13 protein-coding genes and 1 pseudogene are annotated in these 17,391 nt (G+C 43.2%); 1 reads left to right on the top strand and 13 read right to left on the bottom strand.

The features are described 5' to 3' along the window. Positions 1-9: 9 nt before the first annotated feature. The 5 genes from QFZ77_RS05800 to QFZ77_RS05780 all read right to left on the bottom strand — a co-directional run bounded on the left by QFZ77_RS05800 (position 10) and on the right by QFZ77_RS05780 (position 6,721). A complete protein-coding gene (locus QFZ77_RS05800) occupies positions 10-609 on the bottom strand; it encodes a carbohydrate ABC transporter permease (protein WP_307437366.1) in 600 nt (199 codons plus the stop codon). A gap of 239 nt (positions 610-848) precedes the next feature. Next, a complete protein-coding gene (locus tag QFZ77_RS05795) occupies positions 849-1,742 on the bottom strand; it encodes a carbohydrate ABC transporter permease (RefSeq protein ID WP_307437363.1) in 894 nt (297 codons plus the stop codon). Between the two features lie 79 nt (positions 1,743-1,821). Continuing rightward, a complete protein-coding gene (locus QFZ77_RS05790; RefSeq protein WP_307437360.1) occupies positions 1,822-3,165 on the bottom strand; it encodes an ABC transporter substrate-binding protein in 1,344 nt (447 codons plus the stop codon). Positions 3,166-3,254: 89 nt separating this feature from the next. Continuing rightward, on the bottom strand, positions 3,255-4,259 hold the full coding sequence (locus tag QFZ77_RS05785; protein ID WP_307437357.1) for an asparaginase: 1,005 nt from the start codon (positions 4,257-4,259) through the stop codon (positions 3,255-3,257). 437 nt (positions 4,260-4,696) lie between these two features. Then, positions 4,697-6,721 carry an ABC transporter substrate-binding protein gene (locus tag QFZ77_RS05780; RefSeq protein WP_307437354.1) on the bottom strand — a complete coding sequence of 675 codons (2,025 nt, stop codon included), beginning with the start codon at positions 6,719-6,721 and terminating at the stop codon, positions 4,697-4,699. Positions 6,722-7,095: 374 nt separating this feature from the next. On the opposite strand from QFZ77_RS05780, the gene QFZ77_RS05775 reads away from it, so the two are divergent. Continuing rightward, a complete protein-coding gene (locus tag QFZ77_RS05775) occupies positions 7,096-7,674 on the top strand; it encodes a hypothetical protein (RefSeq protein WP_307437351.1) in 579 nt (192 codons plus the stop codon). Here the strand turns inward: QFZ77_RS05775 and QFZ77_RS05770 are convergent. The 8 genes and pseudogenes from QFZ77_RS05770 to QFZ77_RS05730 form a co-directional block, all read right to left on the bottom strand. Continuing rightward, positions 7,653-7,844: a hypothetical protein gene (locus QFZ77_RS05770; protein ID WP_307437348.1), complete on the bottom strand. Its 192-nt coding sequence runs from the start codon at positions 7,842-7,844 to the stop codon at positions 7,653-7,655. The two genes, QFZ77_RS05775 and QFZ77_RS05770, sit on opposite strands and share 22 nt — an antisense overlap. 40 nt (positions 7,845-7,884) lie before the next feature. Further along, a complete protein-coding gene (locus tag QFZ77_RS05765; RefSeq protein ID WP_307437345.1) occupies positions 7,885-10,224 on the bottom strand; it encodes a hypothetical protein in 2,340 nt (779 codons plus the stop codon). 56 nt (positions 10,225-10,280) lie between these two features. After that, a pseudogene (locus QFZ77_RS05760) lies at positions 10,281-11,727 on the bottom strand (glycosyltransferase family 2 protein). Next, positions 11,720-12,811 (bottom strand): HEAT repeat domain-containing protein, encoded by a 1,092-nt coding sequence (locus tag QFZ77_RS05750; RefSeq protein ID WP_307437336.1) that lies wholly within the window; start codon positions 12,809-12,811, stop codon positions 11,720-11,722. Before QFZ77_RS05750 ends, QFZ77_RS05760 begins: the two are co-directional and overlap by 8 nt. Beyond that, the gene (locus QFZ77_RS05745) at positions 12,808-14,160 is read right to left on the bottom strand and encodes a response regulator (protein WP_307437332.1); all 1,353 of its coding nucleotides are present in this window, start codon (positions 14,158-14,160) and stop codon (positions 12,808-12,810) included. Before QFZ77_RS05745 ends, QFZ77_RS05750 begins: the two co-directional genes overlap by 4 nt. Before the next feature lie 324 nt (positions 14,161-14,484). Beyond that, positions 14,485-15,279 carry an ABC transporter ATP-binding protein gene (locus tag QFZ77_RS05740; RefSeq protein WP_307437329.1) on the bottom strand — a complete coding sequence of 265 codons (795 nt, stop codon included), beginning with the start codon at positions 15,277-15,279 and terminating at the stop codon, positions 14,485-14,487. Beyond that, the gene (locus tag QFZ77_RS05735; protein WP_307437326.1) at positions 15,279-16,193 is read right to left on the bottom strand and encodes an ABC transporter permease; all 915 of its coding nucleotides are present in this window, start codon (positions 16,191-16,193) and stop codon (positions 15,279-15,281) included. The genes QFZ77_RS05740 and QFZ77_RS05735 overlap by 1 nt, the downstream gene beginning before the upstream one ends. Positions 16,194-16,263: 70 nt before the next feature. Beyond that, the gene (locus tag QFZ77_RS05730; protein ID WP_373462566.1) at positions 16,264-17,319 is read right to left on the bottom strand and encodes an ABC transporter substrate-binding protein; all 1,056 of its coding nucleotides are present in this window, start codon (positions 17,317-17,319) and stop codon (positions 16,264-16,266) included. Positions 17,320-17,391 lie beyond the last annotated feature (72 nt).

Below are 17,391 nucleotides of genomic sequence, written 5' to 3'. Positions count from 1 at the left end.
TTGAAGTCGTTATCCTTTGACTGCACCCTCTGTAAGACCTGATACAATGTATTTTTGGGCAAAAGCGAACATAATCACAACCGGAATCAAAGATAAAATACCCGCTGCGCTCATTTGTCCCCAGTTAATATCAAATTTTTGCACAAAGCTGCTTAGTCCTACAGGGACTGTTTTGGTGCTTTCGCTATTTGTAAACATAACCCCGAAAAACAAATCATTCCACGCGCCTGTAAATGCGAATACAAGGGTAGCAACAATTCCCGGCCGCATAATAGGCAGAATAATTTTGGTCATCGTTTGAAATTTATTACACCCATCAATAAGAGCCGCTTCCTCGAGAGATACGGGAATTCTCTGAAAGAAACTGGACATCGTCAGTAAGCAAAAAGGAATGTTCATGGCCGTATAGGTAATGATCAACGAAGGCAGCTTATTTAGCAAGTGTAACTGGCTGAATGTAATGAAGAGTGGAACTAAAATGACCATCACAGGAATCATCTGGGTAGCCAAAAAGGAAATTAGAAATAACTTCTTGCCTCGAAATGAATATCTGGCCATACTATAGCCACCTAGAATGGATACAAACAACACCAGGATTGAACTACTCATGCTCACAATAAAGCTATTCATAAAATAAAGCGGAAAGCTAGAATTCTGGAAAGTATCTATATAGTTCGAAAAAGTTAAATTTTGGGGCCAAAGAGTTAGCTTTCCGCTATAAATTTCCTGTCTATCCTTTAGAGAAGTGACTAACATCCAATAAAATGGAAACAAAGCACCGATTAGGAACAATGTTAACGTAATGACTCGAGAAACTGTCGGGGCTACATTCCGAACATAGGAGACCATTAGAAATCACCTGCATCATCATATTTAGTCGTTTTCAAGAAAATTAACGTATAAAGAATAAGTATTGCTAGCATCATAATTCCCAATGCGGAGGCTTGCCCATAGTCTGTCGTATAAAAGATTTTATTAAATATATAGGAAGGCAAATTATGAGAAGTATTAGCTGGACCCCCGTTGGTCATGATGTAGATCAAATCAGCTGAATTGAATACCCAAATCACGCGAAGCAGCAATGTAATAATAATCGTCGGTTTGATATAAGGAATCGTAACCCGAAACAGTTTGGTCATTCGGCCTGCCCCATCCATATCAGCTGATTCATAGATGTCTTTAGGTACGTTTTGTAGAGCAGCAAGAATCATAATCCCGAAAAAAGGCACTCCATACCAAACCATAGCAGCGATGACTGGGAAAATAGAGACATGTGGAATAGCCAAAAAGGGGATGCCTTTTTCCAGAATTCCGAGTTTCACCAATAAGTAATTAATAAGCCCATTCTGTTCATTAAACAACCATTTAAAAATCATCCCGATTAAAAAAGCAGACACGGCCCAAGGTAGAAAAACAATAGATTGGTAGATGTTTTTCCCTTTAAACTGTTTATTTAGCGCTAGTGCCAAAATAAATCCAAGTACGAATTGCAAACCTACCGTTAAGATGACCCAAAGTACAGAATTACCTAATATTTGAGGGAGATTCTTATCGGCCAGCAAAGATCTAAAATTTTCAAAACCTGAAAAGTGGATATCCCCCGGTTCAAATAAGACATAATGCATAAAAGCAAGCTTAAGTCCTGATAGTAAAGGATAAGCAAAAAAAGCTAGAATAATTAGAACAGCAGGAGTGATTAATAAATAGGGCTCGAATGATTTCCATCGAATTGCTTTTAGCATGCTTCTCTCCCCGCCTTTTCAATACTTCAGAATAGATAACCGGGGATTCATCCGTGTCCCCGGTTATCTGCCTTCTTTTTTATGGATTTTCCTTCATATAAGCTTGTTGTTCTTTTGTTAGAAAATCTGCAAGATGCTTAACAGTATCCTCGAGCGATTGCGCTTTTGTCAAATACTTTTGCGTCTCTTCTACTGCGAACGTTCCCGTGAATTGACCAAGCTTCGTTAAATGGCTCGGAGGGCCTGCAAACACAATGTTGGAATCCGCCATGGAACCCGCATACCCAGCAATAGCGCCTTTGCTAAAGAACGGATCTTTCAGGTTTTCTTTGTAAATAGGAATCGTAGAATTTTTAATGCTGTACGCTAAGTTGTTCTCAGGAGAGCTTAAGAATTCGATCAACTTCCAAGAAGCCTCTTTATTTTGTGATTTGGAAGACATGGCGTAAGCGGCTGTGTAACCCCAGAAAATATACCGTTTTCCGTCATCTGCTTTTGGCATTGGAACTACATTCCATGTGCCTTCTTTCATATTTTTCTGAGCTGTAATAATGACTTCAGGCGTTTGATTTAAAATAGCAGTTTGACCGTTTAAGAATCCTTGAACCATTTCGTTGAAGCCCCAATTGACAGACTCTTTAGGAGCATTCCCGTTTAAGTAAACATCATAAAATTTCTTAAAGGCCGCAGCGCCTTCAGGTTTATACAAAATTGATTTGCCATCCTTATCAAACCAACTGTCAGAGTGGACCGCCGCCATCACATATTCCATGGCTCGAATAACGCCGTTAGCTCCTCCCCTAAAGGAAATCCCGTATCTGTTTTTCGCAGAATCTGTGAATTTTTGCGCTAGATTAAAGTAATCATCCCATGTCGCGATCGTCTCGGGCATATTCAGTTCTTTAAACCAATCGCTTCTGATAAATAAGCCCTGCAGCAGGAATCCATCTGGAATCGCATAGACATTCCCTTTGAATTTGTTTCTCGCTTGTTTGGTTGCTTCCGTCAAATTATTTAATTGATCCCATTTGTCATAAAAGGGCTGCAGGTTCTCGATATAACCAGCTGAAGCCATGGCTACTAAGGAAGTATCATCAATACTCAATACGTCGGGAAGAATGCCCGCTGCACCCATGGTCATCCATTTCTTATTCGCATCATCCCAAGGAACAGACGTATATTCAACTTCGATATTCGGGTTTTTCTCTTGAAATTGCTTCAAAAGCCCCTGCATAAGCGCTGTTCTTTCCGGGCTTGGAAGCGGATCGAGATACGAAATTTTCGCTTTCTTGCCTATGGCTTCTCCTGTTGCTCCAGTGGCTTTTGCCGCTTCATTCTGCCCGCCATTCGTAGAGCAGCCTGCTAAGGCAAAAGTAAGTACAAGACTTGTGCATAAGGCTAGAATCGTAGCTTTTTTCTTCATTTTATAACCCCTCCTGTAATTTGATCTATGTTATAAAATCTTGCTGAAGATAGTTTCCTCAACATAATTTAGTAACTAAGCCTGGGTTTCTATATGATTTCTAAGGTAAACACTGCTTTGTTCGCTCCGATGATCTTACGATTATCGTTAATAATGTCCGTTGGCGTGAGTTGATACATTCGATCAATCGTCTCTTGGTTACTATAACCAATCTGCTCAAGGATGGACGCCGTAATGATGGGCCACTCATCCTCAGAACCATCCATCACTTTAAGCGCGAAACCTAGCTTTTCTTTTTTCAAGCCAAAGCAGTACACGCCTTTAGCTCCGCCCTTAGCAACAATATTGGGATCCATAAGGAGACTGGAACAGATTCGATCTGAACCGGCAATCATCTCATAATGCTCGTTCATTAGAGCAGTTATTCGGATGACGGCGGATCGAATTTCAAGATCTTCAATCACCTCTGGACAGGCCAGTTTCATGAAGGCAGTCGCTAAATGCTTAAGAGGAATAGCGAACACGGGAAAACCGCAACCGTCCGTACCTAAGTGAATTTGTTCTCTAGGACATTCAGATAAGTATGCGAGCGTGTCTACGATCTCGATTTGAGCAGGATGTTCAGGTTCGAAGTAGCCTTCGGTCGGATATCCCATTGTTTTGCATAAAGCAAGGATGCCAAGATGCTTTCCTGAACAATTATGATAAATCGAACGTTTAGGCTTCTGCGCTCTAAGCATGGCTTCCGAAGCAGGTACGCTCAAGGGGTAAGTGGGGTGACATACAAGCGCTTCCTCTCCCACCCCAATCTTGGTAAGCATGGATTCCAATGCTTCAACATGGAAGGTCTCCGCACGATGGGACCCGATCATAATAGCCGTTTCTTTATCAGATAGGCCAAACTTTCTATCCGCGCCATGCCTAATGACAGGAATAGCTTGAAATGGTTTTCCGGATGACCTTAAATATGTTAATGATTCTACATCCCCAACTGCGTATCTAACAGCACCCGAGATGGAGACTCCGCAAATATGCCCGCTATGCACGCATTCCAACGCACCTCCACGATACTCTTCAACTAATGTTTTATCCATTTCGTCTTCCCCTCTTTTGCGTATAATTTCATGGTCTACTGTTGTTGTGAGGCCAATTATTCCACGTATGTTATTAACTGTCGAAATAAAATAATGAAATAATAATTTTTCCAGATAAAATTGACTAATAACACGGAATTTATCTTTTATTTATTCCACTGATGTTAATAATTAAATATTAACAACTCACCTATCTGTTGTCAAACACTTTTTGCTTTTTTGTTAAGTAAACTAACAGGTAGCGCTTTCGTAGTGAAGTTTAACAGAATAAGAGACAATTATAAAATCAACTCATGTCAACTAAGTTAACTCAGAACTACAAAAAATTCATACCTTGATTCAATATAACGGTAGTAACGAGAATTCCGCCAAAATGTCTGCTGAGCAATAAGCAAAAGCCTTCCATCAAGCTAAATGCTTGATGGAAGGCTTTTTAATTAATTAGTTGGCGAGAACGGTTTTGATGCCCAACGAATCTCCCATTCATAACTAAAGGATGGCAAAAACATCCCTTTGACCTGTTGATTTTTTAAATAGATACGGCTTCTAAAATACAAAGGCGCCACTGGCATCTCGTCCAGCAACAGCTTTTCTGCTTCTACAAGCATTTGCGCCCGTTTTGCCCCATCTACTTCTTTATTGGCTGCGAGAAGAAGTACATCATACGCCTTGTTTGAATAATCCACTTCGTTAAAGGTCCCATCCGTTTTATACATCTCCATGAAGGTCATTGGATCATTATAATCCGCACCCCAAAGTCCTAATGCCGCTTCATAATCATGTTCGCCTTGTTTACTGACACGTTCTGCATGCGCAATCGGCAGAGAACTTGCTTGGATTCCTAAAATTTTTTTCCAGTTGCCTACAATATAAGCATTTATACGTCTGGCAGTAGTTGTATCATCAGATATTAAGGTAAAAGGGGGCAGTGATTCCAGCCCTAGCTCTTCCAACCCTTTCTCTAGCAGCTTTTTCGCATCATCTGGACTATAAGGAGGCAAGGCATCTCCTGCGGTTTTTCGAAACTCACCCCTGTTGCCATCCGATGTACCCGCCGGTACTAACCCAGTCGCTTCGACAGATCCGTTAGTCATGATCTCACGTATCAGGTTTTTTCTATCTATAGCAAGGGCAAGCGCCTTTCGAATATTGGCATTTGCAAAAGCCGGTACTTTCCTTTCTTGAAACATGACGTAAGAATTCGTCAACTCATATTTGGTGACCATTAGTTTTTTAGGAATTATGTCAGCTATATCCCGGTTGATTTCGGTTACATCTGTAGTCCCCTTGATAAATTGATTTGCCCCTTCGTATACATTGCTAGATAAATTGATACTCACTTGATCCGGTTGAATGTTCTCGGCATCCCAATATCGCGGATTTCGCTCAAAAGTGAGTCCCTTTCCGTGTTCCCATTTCTTGAGAATGAAAGGACCTGCACCTACCACGGTGCCGGCTTCTTTCCCGTATTGATCTCCTTGGGATTCCACCACGTCTTGACGCTGAGGAAAAAAGATGGCGAAAGCGAGTAACTGCGTCATTTGCGGTCTAGGTTCAAACAGTTTGATGATTAGTGTATGTTCATCAGGAGCTTCAATCTGGTCGATCCAGTCAGCCATAAATGAATACTGCGCTTTCGTTCGAGGATTTTTCGTTCTTTGGATCGAGTAGACAAAATCTTGTGCAGTTAATGGGGCACCATCAGACCACTCCAGACCGTCTCGCAGTTGAATCGTGTACGTTAATCCATCTTTAGAAATAAGAGGCTGAGCTTGGGCTAGAGCAGGTGTAAGCTGACCTGCCTCATTCATTCTGTAGAGACCTTCGTTAAACAAATTAATGAACGTAAAAGACGCGTTCGCGGTGGCCTTGGAACTGTCCAATAATTGTGGCTCTGCTGTAAAATTGATCGCTATCTTCTGTGGAGAAAGTTGATTGACCAACAGATCCTTAACGTCCTCATCCACACTGGCAAAGGCGTCATTGGAATTATCACTTAATAGAATAAGCCCATTTTCATAATCAACGCGTTTGTCAAGCGCCTCTGAAACCGCACGCAAAGGAATGTAGGTGCTTTCTCCAATGATTTGCGGAGCAACATTTAGCGTGACCGACTTTCCACTAACAAGCATGTCGGTACTACCGATTTGAATGAGAACCTTGCTGGTTTGATTTTGAAGCTCAATGCGCTGATCTTGCCCATTCCAGCTAACTTTCGCCCCGAATTGCTCGGAAATAAATCGAATGGGAACTAGGGTCGTTTCATTAACGACCTTGGGAACGGCTGTCATTTGTTTCATTTCTTTTTTCACAAGTGCATGATGACTTCCAACTAAAAGAATGATAGCATGACTCCTAAAATCGGATTGATCTGCTGCAAACGCAGTTGGAAGACCAGCCTGCAGCCCGAATAAAAGAGATAATGAGATCACACAATATTGAATTAATTTTTTTCTGATCAAAATTTACAAACCCCTCCCGATCCACCTTTCGATGGATTTACCTTTGTTCATTTCACTTTTTTAGGTAGATTTATCTACCAAGTAGTCTTGTAGATTTATTTGACTTCCATAATATTCTAAAAAGTATCAACTTTCTACATTTTTTTTGAGAATAACAGGTATTTCCTTTATATTCTGTGATTTTTGACACAAAACAACGGAATTCGATGAAATTCTTTCATACAAAATAAATAGATTTGAAGAGATTGGATAGGCATGCAGACGTACCATTGTGAATTTGATTTAAATCAACTAGGATTCTTGCTATATTAGAAGTAGAAATCCGGTGTAACCTTTTGCCACCGTTTCAATTTCACTTCGAAGAGGATGAGAACATGCGGTGGATTCCCTTTATTGCATCCCTACCTATCATTTTCCTGCTAGGGGCTGACTCCCCTTCAGAAACCCATAATCCAGATATAGAATTATTGCAATTCCGTTCGCAAATTACTTCAATCTTGGAGCCTATTAACGCCTCTCTCCAGGGTGCAGACCAATTTGAGGTCGCTTGGAGATTGCAGGACTCTTCTCCTCAAGAGCTATTTATTGCTAATGACAGCACGGCCTATTACCAGTCCGATGGTCAATGGAAATCTGTACTTCCAAGCGGAGAACGGCTGCCGGTTAAGCAAAGCGCTAAGCTCCCCGAGGCCTTGAAACCGCTGATTTCGCTAAATTTGAAAGCAACCGAGCGCAGTCTGACCCTGTTCGAAGATCAAAAAGCACTCTGGACCTACTCACTTCCTGAGACCAATCAGATTCTTCCAAGCTCTCTCCAATATGATGCTGCCGAGCATATATACTTTCAGGATAACAACGGCAATTGGTATTCGCTTGATCGTAACGGGAAAGAGCGCTACAAGCTGCTTCAGGTAGTCTGGAATCAGGAGACTCAAGCCACCTCAGTTGGCTGAGCTTCGGTGTCAAACTGTTTCTTTAACCAATTTAGCGCCTGTTGCTTAGCTGCAGATTTCCTGCCTCCAATACTCAACGCCTCGCCTTTCACTATTTGAGTTGGGAGAGACGGAAGCATGATCATGAAACATGCAATAAGAAGCATGATCTTGAATGCTATTTGCTTCAACTATTCTCCCTCCCTGCTCATTCAGATGCTTGATCCATAACTAATGTTTTATAGAGATTCTCCCAAAGAGGTCTTTCATAATATAGTACGATTTCTTTAATCTCTCATGATATTGTGGGATATCCCAGTCTGCCCATTGATAACGATACATATCGGAGGAACTGATCTTACTATCGCTTGCTTGAGGATATGTATAGATAGATGCTCCGCTTCCAGGACTTTCTTTTTGTTGCATCCAATCTTGCTTATAGGTTACTACCGCCATCTTAATTTCTTTTATGATTTCCGAAGCACCCAGTCCTTTACCCCAGATGTCCCCGATTGTCTCGTGTTTGCTTGGATCTCTAAAATTAAGCAATTGCCATGGAATTCGTAATTCTAACACATGATCCTTGGCATTCAAAGCTACATCCGTTAACGAATTAAAGCCTGGATGATTTGGATTCCCATCCCCTGAAAGCAACAACCCGGTTTCGTAGCTTTCCAACGGCAACATAATAGGCTTCCCTTTTATATTGGGAATCGTCAGCGGTTTGTTTAAGACCAGCCGCATGGTATGGAAAATGCCATTGTCCTTATTCTTGGGATAGTCTAGCTTAGGCATCATACCTAAGGTATGCCCGTAGGTAAAATAATCCGTATCATAGTAGCTGTCTACCCAGATTCTTGAAGTTTTATCTCCCTTCAAATCAATCACGAAATCTATACCCTCTTCCGTCGTGAGATCTGAATCCCCCGGAACACGGTGCTGCCCTTGATTTGGAATTGTACTGAGCAGCAGCATCGTATTTATTTGTGACCAATCTAGCGGTTGTTCTGTTCTATTGAAATCCAAGCGGAAATAAACATAGCCTTCGTCGCTTGTGACAAAAAATTGCTTCAGGGACGCTTGTCCATCGACTTGATTAGTGGAACTAGCGGAAGAGCCATTTAATTGGATCGGATTTATTTTCTTGGAGTCCCAGTCACTAGTCTCACCATCCACATAAATCGACTTATCAGCTGGACCCGGGTCAAAACTTAGCAATCCAAAATGCTGCTCTCCGGTTTGCATATTTGACCAGAATGGACGACGGTCGCTATTATCCAGTTCTTGCGTATTCCATGTTCGCTTAAACCATTCATTCTGCCAACTGAAGAGCAATCCACCAGCCAAACCTTCGTGGTTTATATCCTCAAACAGTCTCGCATCGATATTCCCTTGTTCCGTTTCATCATGATGCCCCTGATTCCATCCGGCTACATTTCGGTGGGCCATCCCCCTGGAAGAGGGTACCCCAAATTCTGCGATTAAAACAGGCAATTGGTGATTTTGTTTCAGATCGTTTAAATAACCGGAATAATTATTCTTCTCACCGCGAAAATCGATGTAATTTGTATATTTAGGTTCATAATTAAGAAAATCGGGGTAATAGGGATACACGTGATAGGATGCGAAATATCCCCCTTTATAACTCGGATTTTCTTTAATGAGATTCGGGTTTATGACAGCCATATCTTCTGTTTCCAAAGGTTCCGTGGGGTGTTGCATCAGATCGGTTGTTACCCAGTTAGTGAAGCTGATTGGTCTTTGCCACTGATAACGATCTGATTCATAGACGGTGATTGACTCCATTTTATCCGCGAGCCAGATCTCAAAAGGTTGTGCATTTTCTGTCCTAAAATATTGTCCGTTATAATTCTCCATGCCCTTATGCTTGTTGTTGGTGGAGTCGACTACTGTCGGGCCCCACTCAACACCCAAGATCCAGCCTACGACATAAGAGGAGACATCGGCTTTGTATGCACCAGCGGCATGCCCCGCCCGTTCAGGCAAATTGACTTGTCCATGAATGACATCCACTACATTCTGCATTTCTTTCTTAAAGTCATCCGCTGTATGACCGATAAATACATCCTTCGACGCAACCATATCCTCTTCATCGACCCATATGCCATGAAACAAATAAATGGGCTGGCTCGCTTTCGAATTGTACTCTAGCAAAGCCTCGTAAAATGCTGGTGGATGCAATGTATAAATCCTTATGGAATTTACATTCATATCCCCCATTTGTTTGAACCACCGCAAGTAATCAGCCTTGGCAATCCCCATTTCCCCAGGGAATAAACCCGGTTTGGTAGCCCCTAAGTTCACACCTTTAATCAGCATATCCTGCCACTCGCCATTATGGTTAATCTGTATGTAGGAACCCCCGACTTTAGCGGGAATTTTAACTCCATCTATGGTTACTGGTGTTATCGTCGATATTGGCTGAACAGATGTTTCAGGTACTATTGGTCCTACATCTTTATTTCCTCGCAGCACAATATAAGCAAGAACCCCCAGCACAAGAGCCAACATGATGACTACCAGTGCATTTTTCCCTTTAAACAACCCCATACCTAAACTTCCCCCTACTTTCTTTTCTCTTTCGATCGTTCAACAAGTCCAGATACCTATGATGAAACGCCCTTTCGCTTCATCTCGCCCCAACTCTGTTTTTTCCCCATTATCGCTGACATGAGTGCTTTTACCCGCCAATATGTCATAATCGGCCGATACCAAAACGCCTCCGACAAAGCAAAGAAAAATAAGCGATTGAGTTCGGATACCCTCTTATGTTTTCCTAGCCTCCATTCCTCAAGAAGCACGGAGCCCATGGACAGGAATGACCCGTACATAACCATGAAAAGAAGTAAAGCCAACGAATATTGAATATTGACTTCCCCCAAGATCCAACCGATTAATACGACAAGATAACCTATCATTTCAATGATAGGACCGAATAACTCCACAAAAAGAAAATACGGAATAGCGATTAATCCAATTCTCCCATATTTTGGATTAAGAGCCATTTTTCGATGAGTCCACAAGCTTTCGAATAACCCCCGGTGCCACCTTACCCGCTGGTTTCTCAATATATTTATTTCCTCAGGCGCTTCGGTATAACACACTGGATCCGCGACGTATTCAATTTTAGCTCCCCATTTATTCTCGATGTTCATTCTGTGAAGACGAACAACAAGCTCCATATCCTCGCCAATTGTTCCCAGCTTATAGCCGCCCGCTTGAATGACTCTTGCTGTTTTGAATACTCCGAATGCACCGGAAATGATGAGAAGGAGATTATTTTTGCTCAATCCGATTCTCCCCATAAGGAAAGCGCGCATATATTCGATTGTTTGCATAATGACCCAAGGATTCCTGGACAGCCTCATTTCCTTCATCTGCCCATGAACGATCGTGCTTCCGTTCGCAATCAGCACATTGCCTCCCGCAGCGAGAATTTCCTGTTCGGTATTTTCTATGATCGGCTTCATAATCTTGAGGAAAGAATCCGGCTCCAATACGGTATCTCCGTCAATAGAAGCAAAATACGGATATTTAGAAAGATTAATACCCGCGTTCAACGCATCCGACTTTCCGCCATTTGCTTTGTCAACAAGCAATAATTGAGGATAAATATCCGACTTATAGACCGCTTTGATCGGTTTGGTTTCGATTCCGTTGCGTTTTTGAAATACTTTATCTTTCAAGGGTACCATTTTAAACCGTTCAATCATTTTTTGCAGTGTTTGGTCCTTAGATCCATCATTGACCACAATGACCTCATATTCGGCGATAGTCCAATCGTCCGCTTCCTGTGACTAGTGAAAGCACAGTACCGATAATTCCCATCTCTTCATTGTAAGCCGGAACCAAAACTGATAAGGGGGGAGTGAACGCAGATTTTTTGACTTTCTTATAAGGCTCCACATTATGAAGGCCACGTTCTCGCTTTAACCGATTGAAAGCCAGAAAGAAAAGGATAAAATAAAACAAACAAACGAATACAAGATAAAAAAAGATCACTTGATTCACGATCTGGAAGAGAAAAACAGCAAGATCCCAATAATTATTCATAATCTATGCTCCTCTCTAACCATTCCTTAGCAATGTTTCTGGCATAACTGTCAGGGTGTGTCGTGGTAATAGAGAGAAGGATATCTCTTCCATTCTTGTATTTTCGAATGGCTTTAGCAGCCTCTGATCTTATGACATAGCTTCTATCGCTGATGAACTGCTCTAGGTACTGCAAAAAACGTTCTGTTTTGATATTCCCCATGAGCCTGACATACATCAGTTTTTCCCCCGTGTACTGCGGGCTCTGCCATTCTTCCCTTTGGGACTGCTCATCAATAATCAGCGTAATTACGTCAGGAGAGCTAATATAACCAAGGCTCGCAATTGTTTTGGTTGCCCGCACCCTCTTCTCCTGATCGGTTGCATTCAACAAGTTTTCCAACAATTCTTGAAGTTTCAACGAGCGGAAATTTTTATCTCTAAGTACGTCTATCATACTTAACTGCCATTCATAAGGGAGATCATAGAAAATATCTACATAGCTCTCGAAATTATCTGTAGTAATAACCAGGCTAATCATCTCGTTTAACAGAAAAGGAGGAAGCCCCTTCGATTCCTTGAACAGGTCCTGAAGATGGACGTATCCGAAATCGGCCAAAAGGAGATAAATCTGATATCTCTCTTCCGATGAACACTTCTTGCTCTCCAATAGCTTCAATAAGTCGTCCTGCATCCTATCAATCTTAAAAAGATCGATGAAATACAGTGTATTCATTCGGGTACTCCATTTGGAATGAAAAAGCCTTTTTCTGTACCACGGAACAAAATATTCCTCGACAAATGGTTTTACCGGATTAAAACTAGGCTCGATTTTGAAATTACTCAGATAATCGCCGAAAAAGTCTTCAAGGGCTTCAAACTGATAAAGTTCAATTGGGCGACACCGACGGCTTATTAAGGAATAATTCCTCTTCCCAGCGACAAAGTATTCTTGAAGCTCGTTCATGATCTGTTCCAGCCATGCCTTTTTCCGTTTCTGAAACAGGTTGGTCCTTGTTTTTCTCAAAACCAAATATATATAAACAAAGCATAGCAGCAGAAAGAAAACGACCGTGAGTACCATGACAGTGAAGAGATTAATCATCGCGCCCCCCGGATTAATCGTCTTATTCGGGCGCGCAGCTCTTTAATGCTGAATGGCTTGACCATATAATCATTAGCGCCTCTTTGAATCGCCATTGAGATTTCCTCTTCGGAATCCCTGCTGGTTAACATCATGCACAAATACCTGCGTCGGTCGTATTGCGTGCGGATCTTCTGCAGAACCTCCAAACCATCCATCTTAGGCATGATTCTGTCAATAATGAGAAGAAACCGTTCATTCTGGCGATGCCAAGGGTCGTTGAAAAATTCCTCTCCGTCCGGATACGCTCTAATCTCTACCTCAAAATCTTGATCCGCGATATCCTCTAATTGATGCTTCAACATTTCACGAATTAACCTGTCGTCATCAATAATTCCGACTTTCAGCTTCCTCAATGTGACGGAGGTGAAAGTCGCCATCCCGTCCATAACCCACGCTTTCCTATCGGCAACAGCCTGATCCTTCGGAAAAGGCATAAGTGTTAAACATTGTTCTATGGTCTGTAAGGGATCCATAAAGTCCAACACCCTAGCCGAGAAGGTACCGCTGATCTCTCCTGCTGTTGTCTGGAAACGGAGCTGAGCAAATCTTTCGATCAACCGGTACATTAATTTCATAGCATCTTCTTTGACGGTTTTCGGAAGAACGAGAACAAACCCTTCTCTATGAAATCGATATAAGGAATCCGCAGGTCGGATGCTATTTTGGATAAATTCCCCTAGTTCCTTCACCAACTGATGTCCTATAGCATAGCCATACGTTTCCTGAACGATAGAGAGATCATCCACCTGTACATAGACCATTGCGAACGGCTCATGGGAGCGTTTCAAATCATTAAGTTGATGCTCGACTTCTTGTTGAAGATTATTGTAATTTTTTATTCCGGTCATCGGATCAATAAGAATCTGATCTAAGATTCGGTTTCGTTTCCTCAAGTTTCTGATCACCCTTGTGACTAATTCAACGGGTTCAACGCGGGAACCTATAACATCATCTGCCAAGGCCATACATGCGTAACGCAGCTTCAAATCTTCCTTATCCAAAGATATCAGGATCGGAACATGGTTATCTTGACACAGTTGAACGAATCCATTTAATACATGAACACCATCATCTGCTATAAGGCTTGCGTTAATAATGACATAATCAGGGTATAACTGATAGAAGAGTTCGGCGGCTTTCGGCTGGTTATCCGATTCGAAAATAACCATCCCGTTTTCTTTTTCCAGATGTTCTTTGTAAAAGGAAAGAAACTCAGGGTCATCATTAAGAACCAATATAAGAGGCTGGTTTTCCAATGTTGAATGACTACGGTCGTTTGCTTCATGATTTAGGTTGGTATCATTCATGTTTCATTGACTCCTTGACTGGCTCATAATTTTCTCCTAAATACGAAGTACTGTACGATAAATTTATGACTTTAAATCAAATTTGGAAAGCGGTAAATTTCTCCGACGCTGCTACTCGTTCACGGTCAACCCGAACGTAGTCCTTTAGAACTAGTATAACCTATAGAAAGGTCGAAAAATAATAAATTTTGCGTAAGTCTCGCAAAAAAATGACGTTAAAGAAATTTGCTGTGCTGCAAGTTCCTTCCACCAGTATGATTCGATATTTCATAAAAAAGCCTTCGGCCCAGGGAATCCATCCCTTTCGCCGAAGGCTTTCTCTCTTTAACCCAGCACCACGCGGTCATCTGAAAGCTTGTTGCCGCTGATGTGCTCGAACTCACCGAGCAGCTGCTCCACGGTGAGGTCCTTCTTCCGTTCCTCGCTCACATCAAGGATGATGCGGCCCTTGTCCATCATGATCAGGCGGTTGCCGAGACGAATCGCCTGCTCCATGTTGTGCGTGACCATCAAAGTGGTCAGCTTCATTTCGCGCACGATGTCCTCGGTCAATCGTGTGATGAGTTCCGCGCGCGAAGGATCCAGCGCGGCGGTGTGCTCATCAAGCAGCAGAATCTGCGGCTTGGTGAACGTCGCCATCAGCAAGCTGAGGGCTTGGCGCTCTCCGCCGGAGAGCAGGCCCACCTTCGCGCGCAGACGGCCCTCCAGGCCGATGCCGAGGCGCTGCAGCTGTTCCAGGAACAGCGCGCGCTTGCGCGCGGTGACGCCGAAGCTCAGCCCGCGCTTCTTGCCGCGGGCATACGCCATGGCGAGATTCTCCTCGATGGTCATTCGAGGAGCGGTCCCCGCCATGGGGTCTTGAAAGACGCGGCCGATCCAGCGGCTGCGCTCGTATTCCGGCAGGTGGTGGATCACCTCGCCACCTATGCGCACTTCGCCGGCATCCGGCATCATGACGCCGGAGATGATGTTCATCAGCGTCGATTTACCGGCGCCGTTACTGCCAATGACCGTGACGAAGTCACCGGGCTTCAGGTTCAAGTTAATACCGATTAGCGCGATTTTCTCATCCGCTGAACCGGGGTTAAATAGCTTAGAAACATTCGAGAGCTGAAGCATTAACGATCACCTCCCTTGTTCATTTTCACAGCAAGGGCAATGAGTTCAGCCGATCGCCGTTTCGCTGTTGCTTTTTGCTTAATGGCTCGCTGAACGGAAGGAAGAACGAGCGCGATAATAACAATAATCGCGGTAATTAACTTCAAGTCTGATGCTTTTAGCCATTCGACTCGCAGTGCCAATGCGACAACAATACGGTACACGATGGAACCGAGTACAGCAGCCAGTGTCGCTTGAAAAACCGTCCGAGCGCCAAAAATCGCTTCCCCAATAATAACGGAAGCCAGTCCAATGACGATCATCCCGATCCCCATCGAGATGTCGGCAAAGCCCGACTGCTGCGCGATGAGAGCTCCGGATAGTGCTACCAATCCGTTTGATAAGCTAACGCCTAGAATCGTGGTATTGTCCGTGTTTGCGCCGAAGCTGCGGATCATTCGCGCATTGTCACCCGTTGCTCGCAGAGCAAGTCCCAAATCGGTATGCAGGAACGCATCCAGCAGTAATTTGAACACGATGACAATAATGAGCACAACGGCAATCGGCGACATCGAGGTGAACAACGTATCCACCCCAAGAAGCGAGATGTTAGGTTTGCCCATAATGCGCATATTGATAGAGTACAAGGCAATCATCATGAGAATTCCTGATAAAAGCCCATTAATTTTACCCTTCGTATGGAGCAGTCCTGTACAAGCTCCAGCCACAAGCCCGCCGGCAAAAGCAGCCAAACAAGCTAGCAGCGGCGAATAGCCATGAGCAATCATGATTGCTGCAACAGCACCGCCTGTTGTAAAGCTCCCGTCCACCGTTAGATCGGGGAAATCGAGAATGCGAAACGTGATATAAACACCAAGCGCCATCAGCGCATAGAGAAGACCTAGCTCGACGGCACCATTCATTGAATCCATCATGTGAATAACCTCCTACTTTGAAAAAAAGGGGTGAACGAAAGCGACGTTCACCCCTTTTGTGTCTTAAACCTTACTGAATGATGTTTTTCTCTTTATCTTTTACTGCATTTTTCATAGCGTCTGTTACATCAATGCCTTGAGCTTTTGCTGCCTTCAGGTTTAAGATCAGATCCATTTTTTCAGGAACAGTTACTTTCATGTCTGCTGGTTTTTTACCATTCTTGAGAATGTCGACAGCCATTTGGCCAACTTGGTAGCCATGATCATAATATTTGAAGCCAACTGTTGCAAAAGCACCTTTTTCCACAGTATCGCGGTCACTGGAGAAGAACGGAATGTGTTTGTCATTCGCGATTTGAATGATACCATCCACGCCGCTAACAACCGTGTTATCAAGGGTAATCAAGAAAGCATCCGCGCGGCCAACAAGGGATTGCGCAGCTTGTTTTACCTCAGACGTATTGGTAACAGGCGCTTTAATGAGCTTAATACCATGTTTCGTTAAGGATTGCTCTGCATTTTTGGCCATGATAACAGCGTTAGGCTCCCCTTCGTTAATAACAAGACCAACTGTTTTCACTTTAGGCATGTTCGCAGCTACGAAATCCATTAATTGTGCAACAGCCATTGGGTTCGTGTCCGAAGCTCCGGAAACATTACCGCCCGGCTTGTCCACATTGCTAACAATTTTGGCTGCAAGCGGGTCTGTAACAGCTGCGAAAAGAATTGGCGATTTCTTCACTTGCTGTACAAGAGCTTGTGCGGATGGTGTTGCGATACCAAGCACCAAATCGTAGTCAGCGGAAGCAATTTTTTGAGCAATGGATAAGTTATTCGGTTGATCGCCTTGCGCATTGTTGAAATCGACTTTCAAGTTGGTACCTTCTACGATACCACCCTCTTTAAGTGCCGCTAGGAAACCTTGACGTGTTGCATCCAGAGAAGGATGTTCTACAATTTGTGAAATCGCTACTTTATAAGACTTTTGCGCGGCTGCCGTTGCTGCCGGAGTTGCTGAAGCCGCAGCACTTGCTGCTGGAGCCGGAGCTGCCTTCTGCCCACAACCTGCTACGACCATAAGAGCTGCTGTTAATGCAAATGATACGAGTGCTTTCTTTTTCAACATAATTACCCCTCTCTAAGTTCCCATTTATCGCTTGGACTCATTGCTCACTCACCACTTTAACGCTTTTGCGGG

It is taken from the genome of Paenibacillus sp. V4I3 (assembly GCF_030817215.1).
Classification (GTDB): domain Bacteria; phylum Bacillota; class Bacilli; order Paenibacillales; family NBRC-103111; genus Paenibacillus_E.
Note: the sequence above shows the minus strand (reverse complement) of the source record. Positions and strands in the feature narration are given on the sequence as shown.

What these genes read in the sequence shown, in the direction of transcription:
- QFZ77_RS05735 (WP_307437326.1), bottom strand. Translation starts at nt 16,193, where the DNA reads ATGATGGATTCAATGAATGGTGCCGTCGAGCTAGGTCTTCTCTATGCG.
- QFZ77_RS05750 (WP_307437336.1), bottom strand. Translation starts at nt 12,811, where the DNA reads ATGATTAATCTCTTCACTGTCATGGTACTCACGGTCGTTTTCTTTCTG.
- QFZ77_RS05795 (WP_307437363.1), bottom strand. Translation starts at nt 1,742, where the DNA reads ATGCTAAAAGCAATTCGATGGAAATCATTCGAGCCCTATTTATTAATC.
- QFZ77_RS05745 (WP_307437332.1), bottom strand. Translation starts at nt 14,160, where the DNA reads ATGAATGATACCAACCTAAATCATGAAGCAAACGACCGTAGTCATTCA.
- QFZ77_RS05800 (WP_307437366.1), bottom strand. Translation starts at nt 609, where the DNA reads ATGAGTAGTTCAATCCTGGTGTTGTTTGTATCCATTCTAGGTGGCTAT.
- QFZ77_RS05790 (WP_307437360.1), bottom strand. Translation starts at nt 3,165, where the DNA reads ATGAAGAAAAAAGCTACGATTCTAGCCTTATGCACAAGTCTTGTACTT.
- QFZ77_RS05785 (WP_307437357.1), bottom strand. Translation starts at nt 4,259, where the DNA reads ATGGATAAAACATTAGTTGAAGAGTATCGTGGAGGTGCGTTGGAATGC.
- QFZ77_RS05775 (WP_307437351.1), top strand. Translation starts at nt 7,096, where the DNA reads ATGCGGTGGATTCCCTTTATTGCATCCCTACCTATCATTTTCCTGCTA.
- QFZ77_RS05765 (WP_307437345.1), bottom strand. Translation starts at nt 10,224, where the DNA reads ATGGGGTTGTTTAAAGGGAAAAATGCACTGGTAGTCATCATGTTGGCT.
- QFZ77_RS05740 (WP_307437329.1), bottom strand. Translation starts at nt 15,279, where the DNA reads ATGCTTCAGCTCTCGAATGTTTCTAAGCTATTTAACCCCGGTTCAGCG.
- QFZ77_RS05730 (WP_373462566.1), bottom strand. Translation starts at nt 17,319, where the DNA reads ATGTTGAAAAAGAAAGCACTCGTATCATTTGCATTAACAGCAGCTCTT.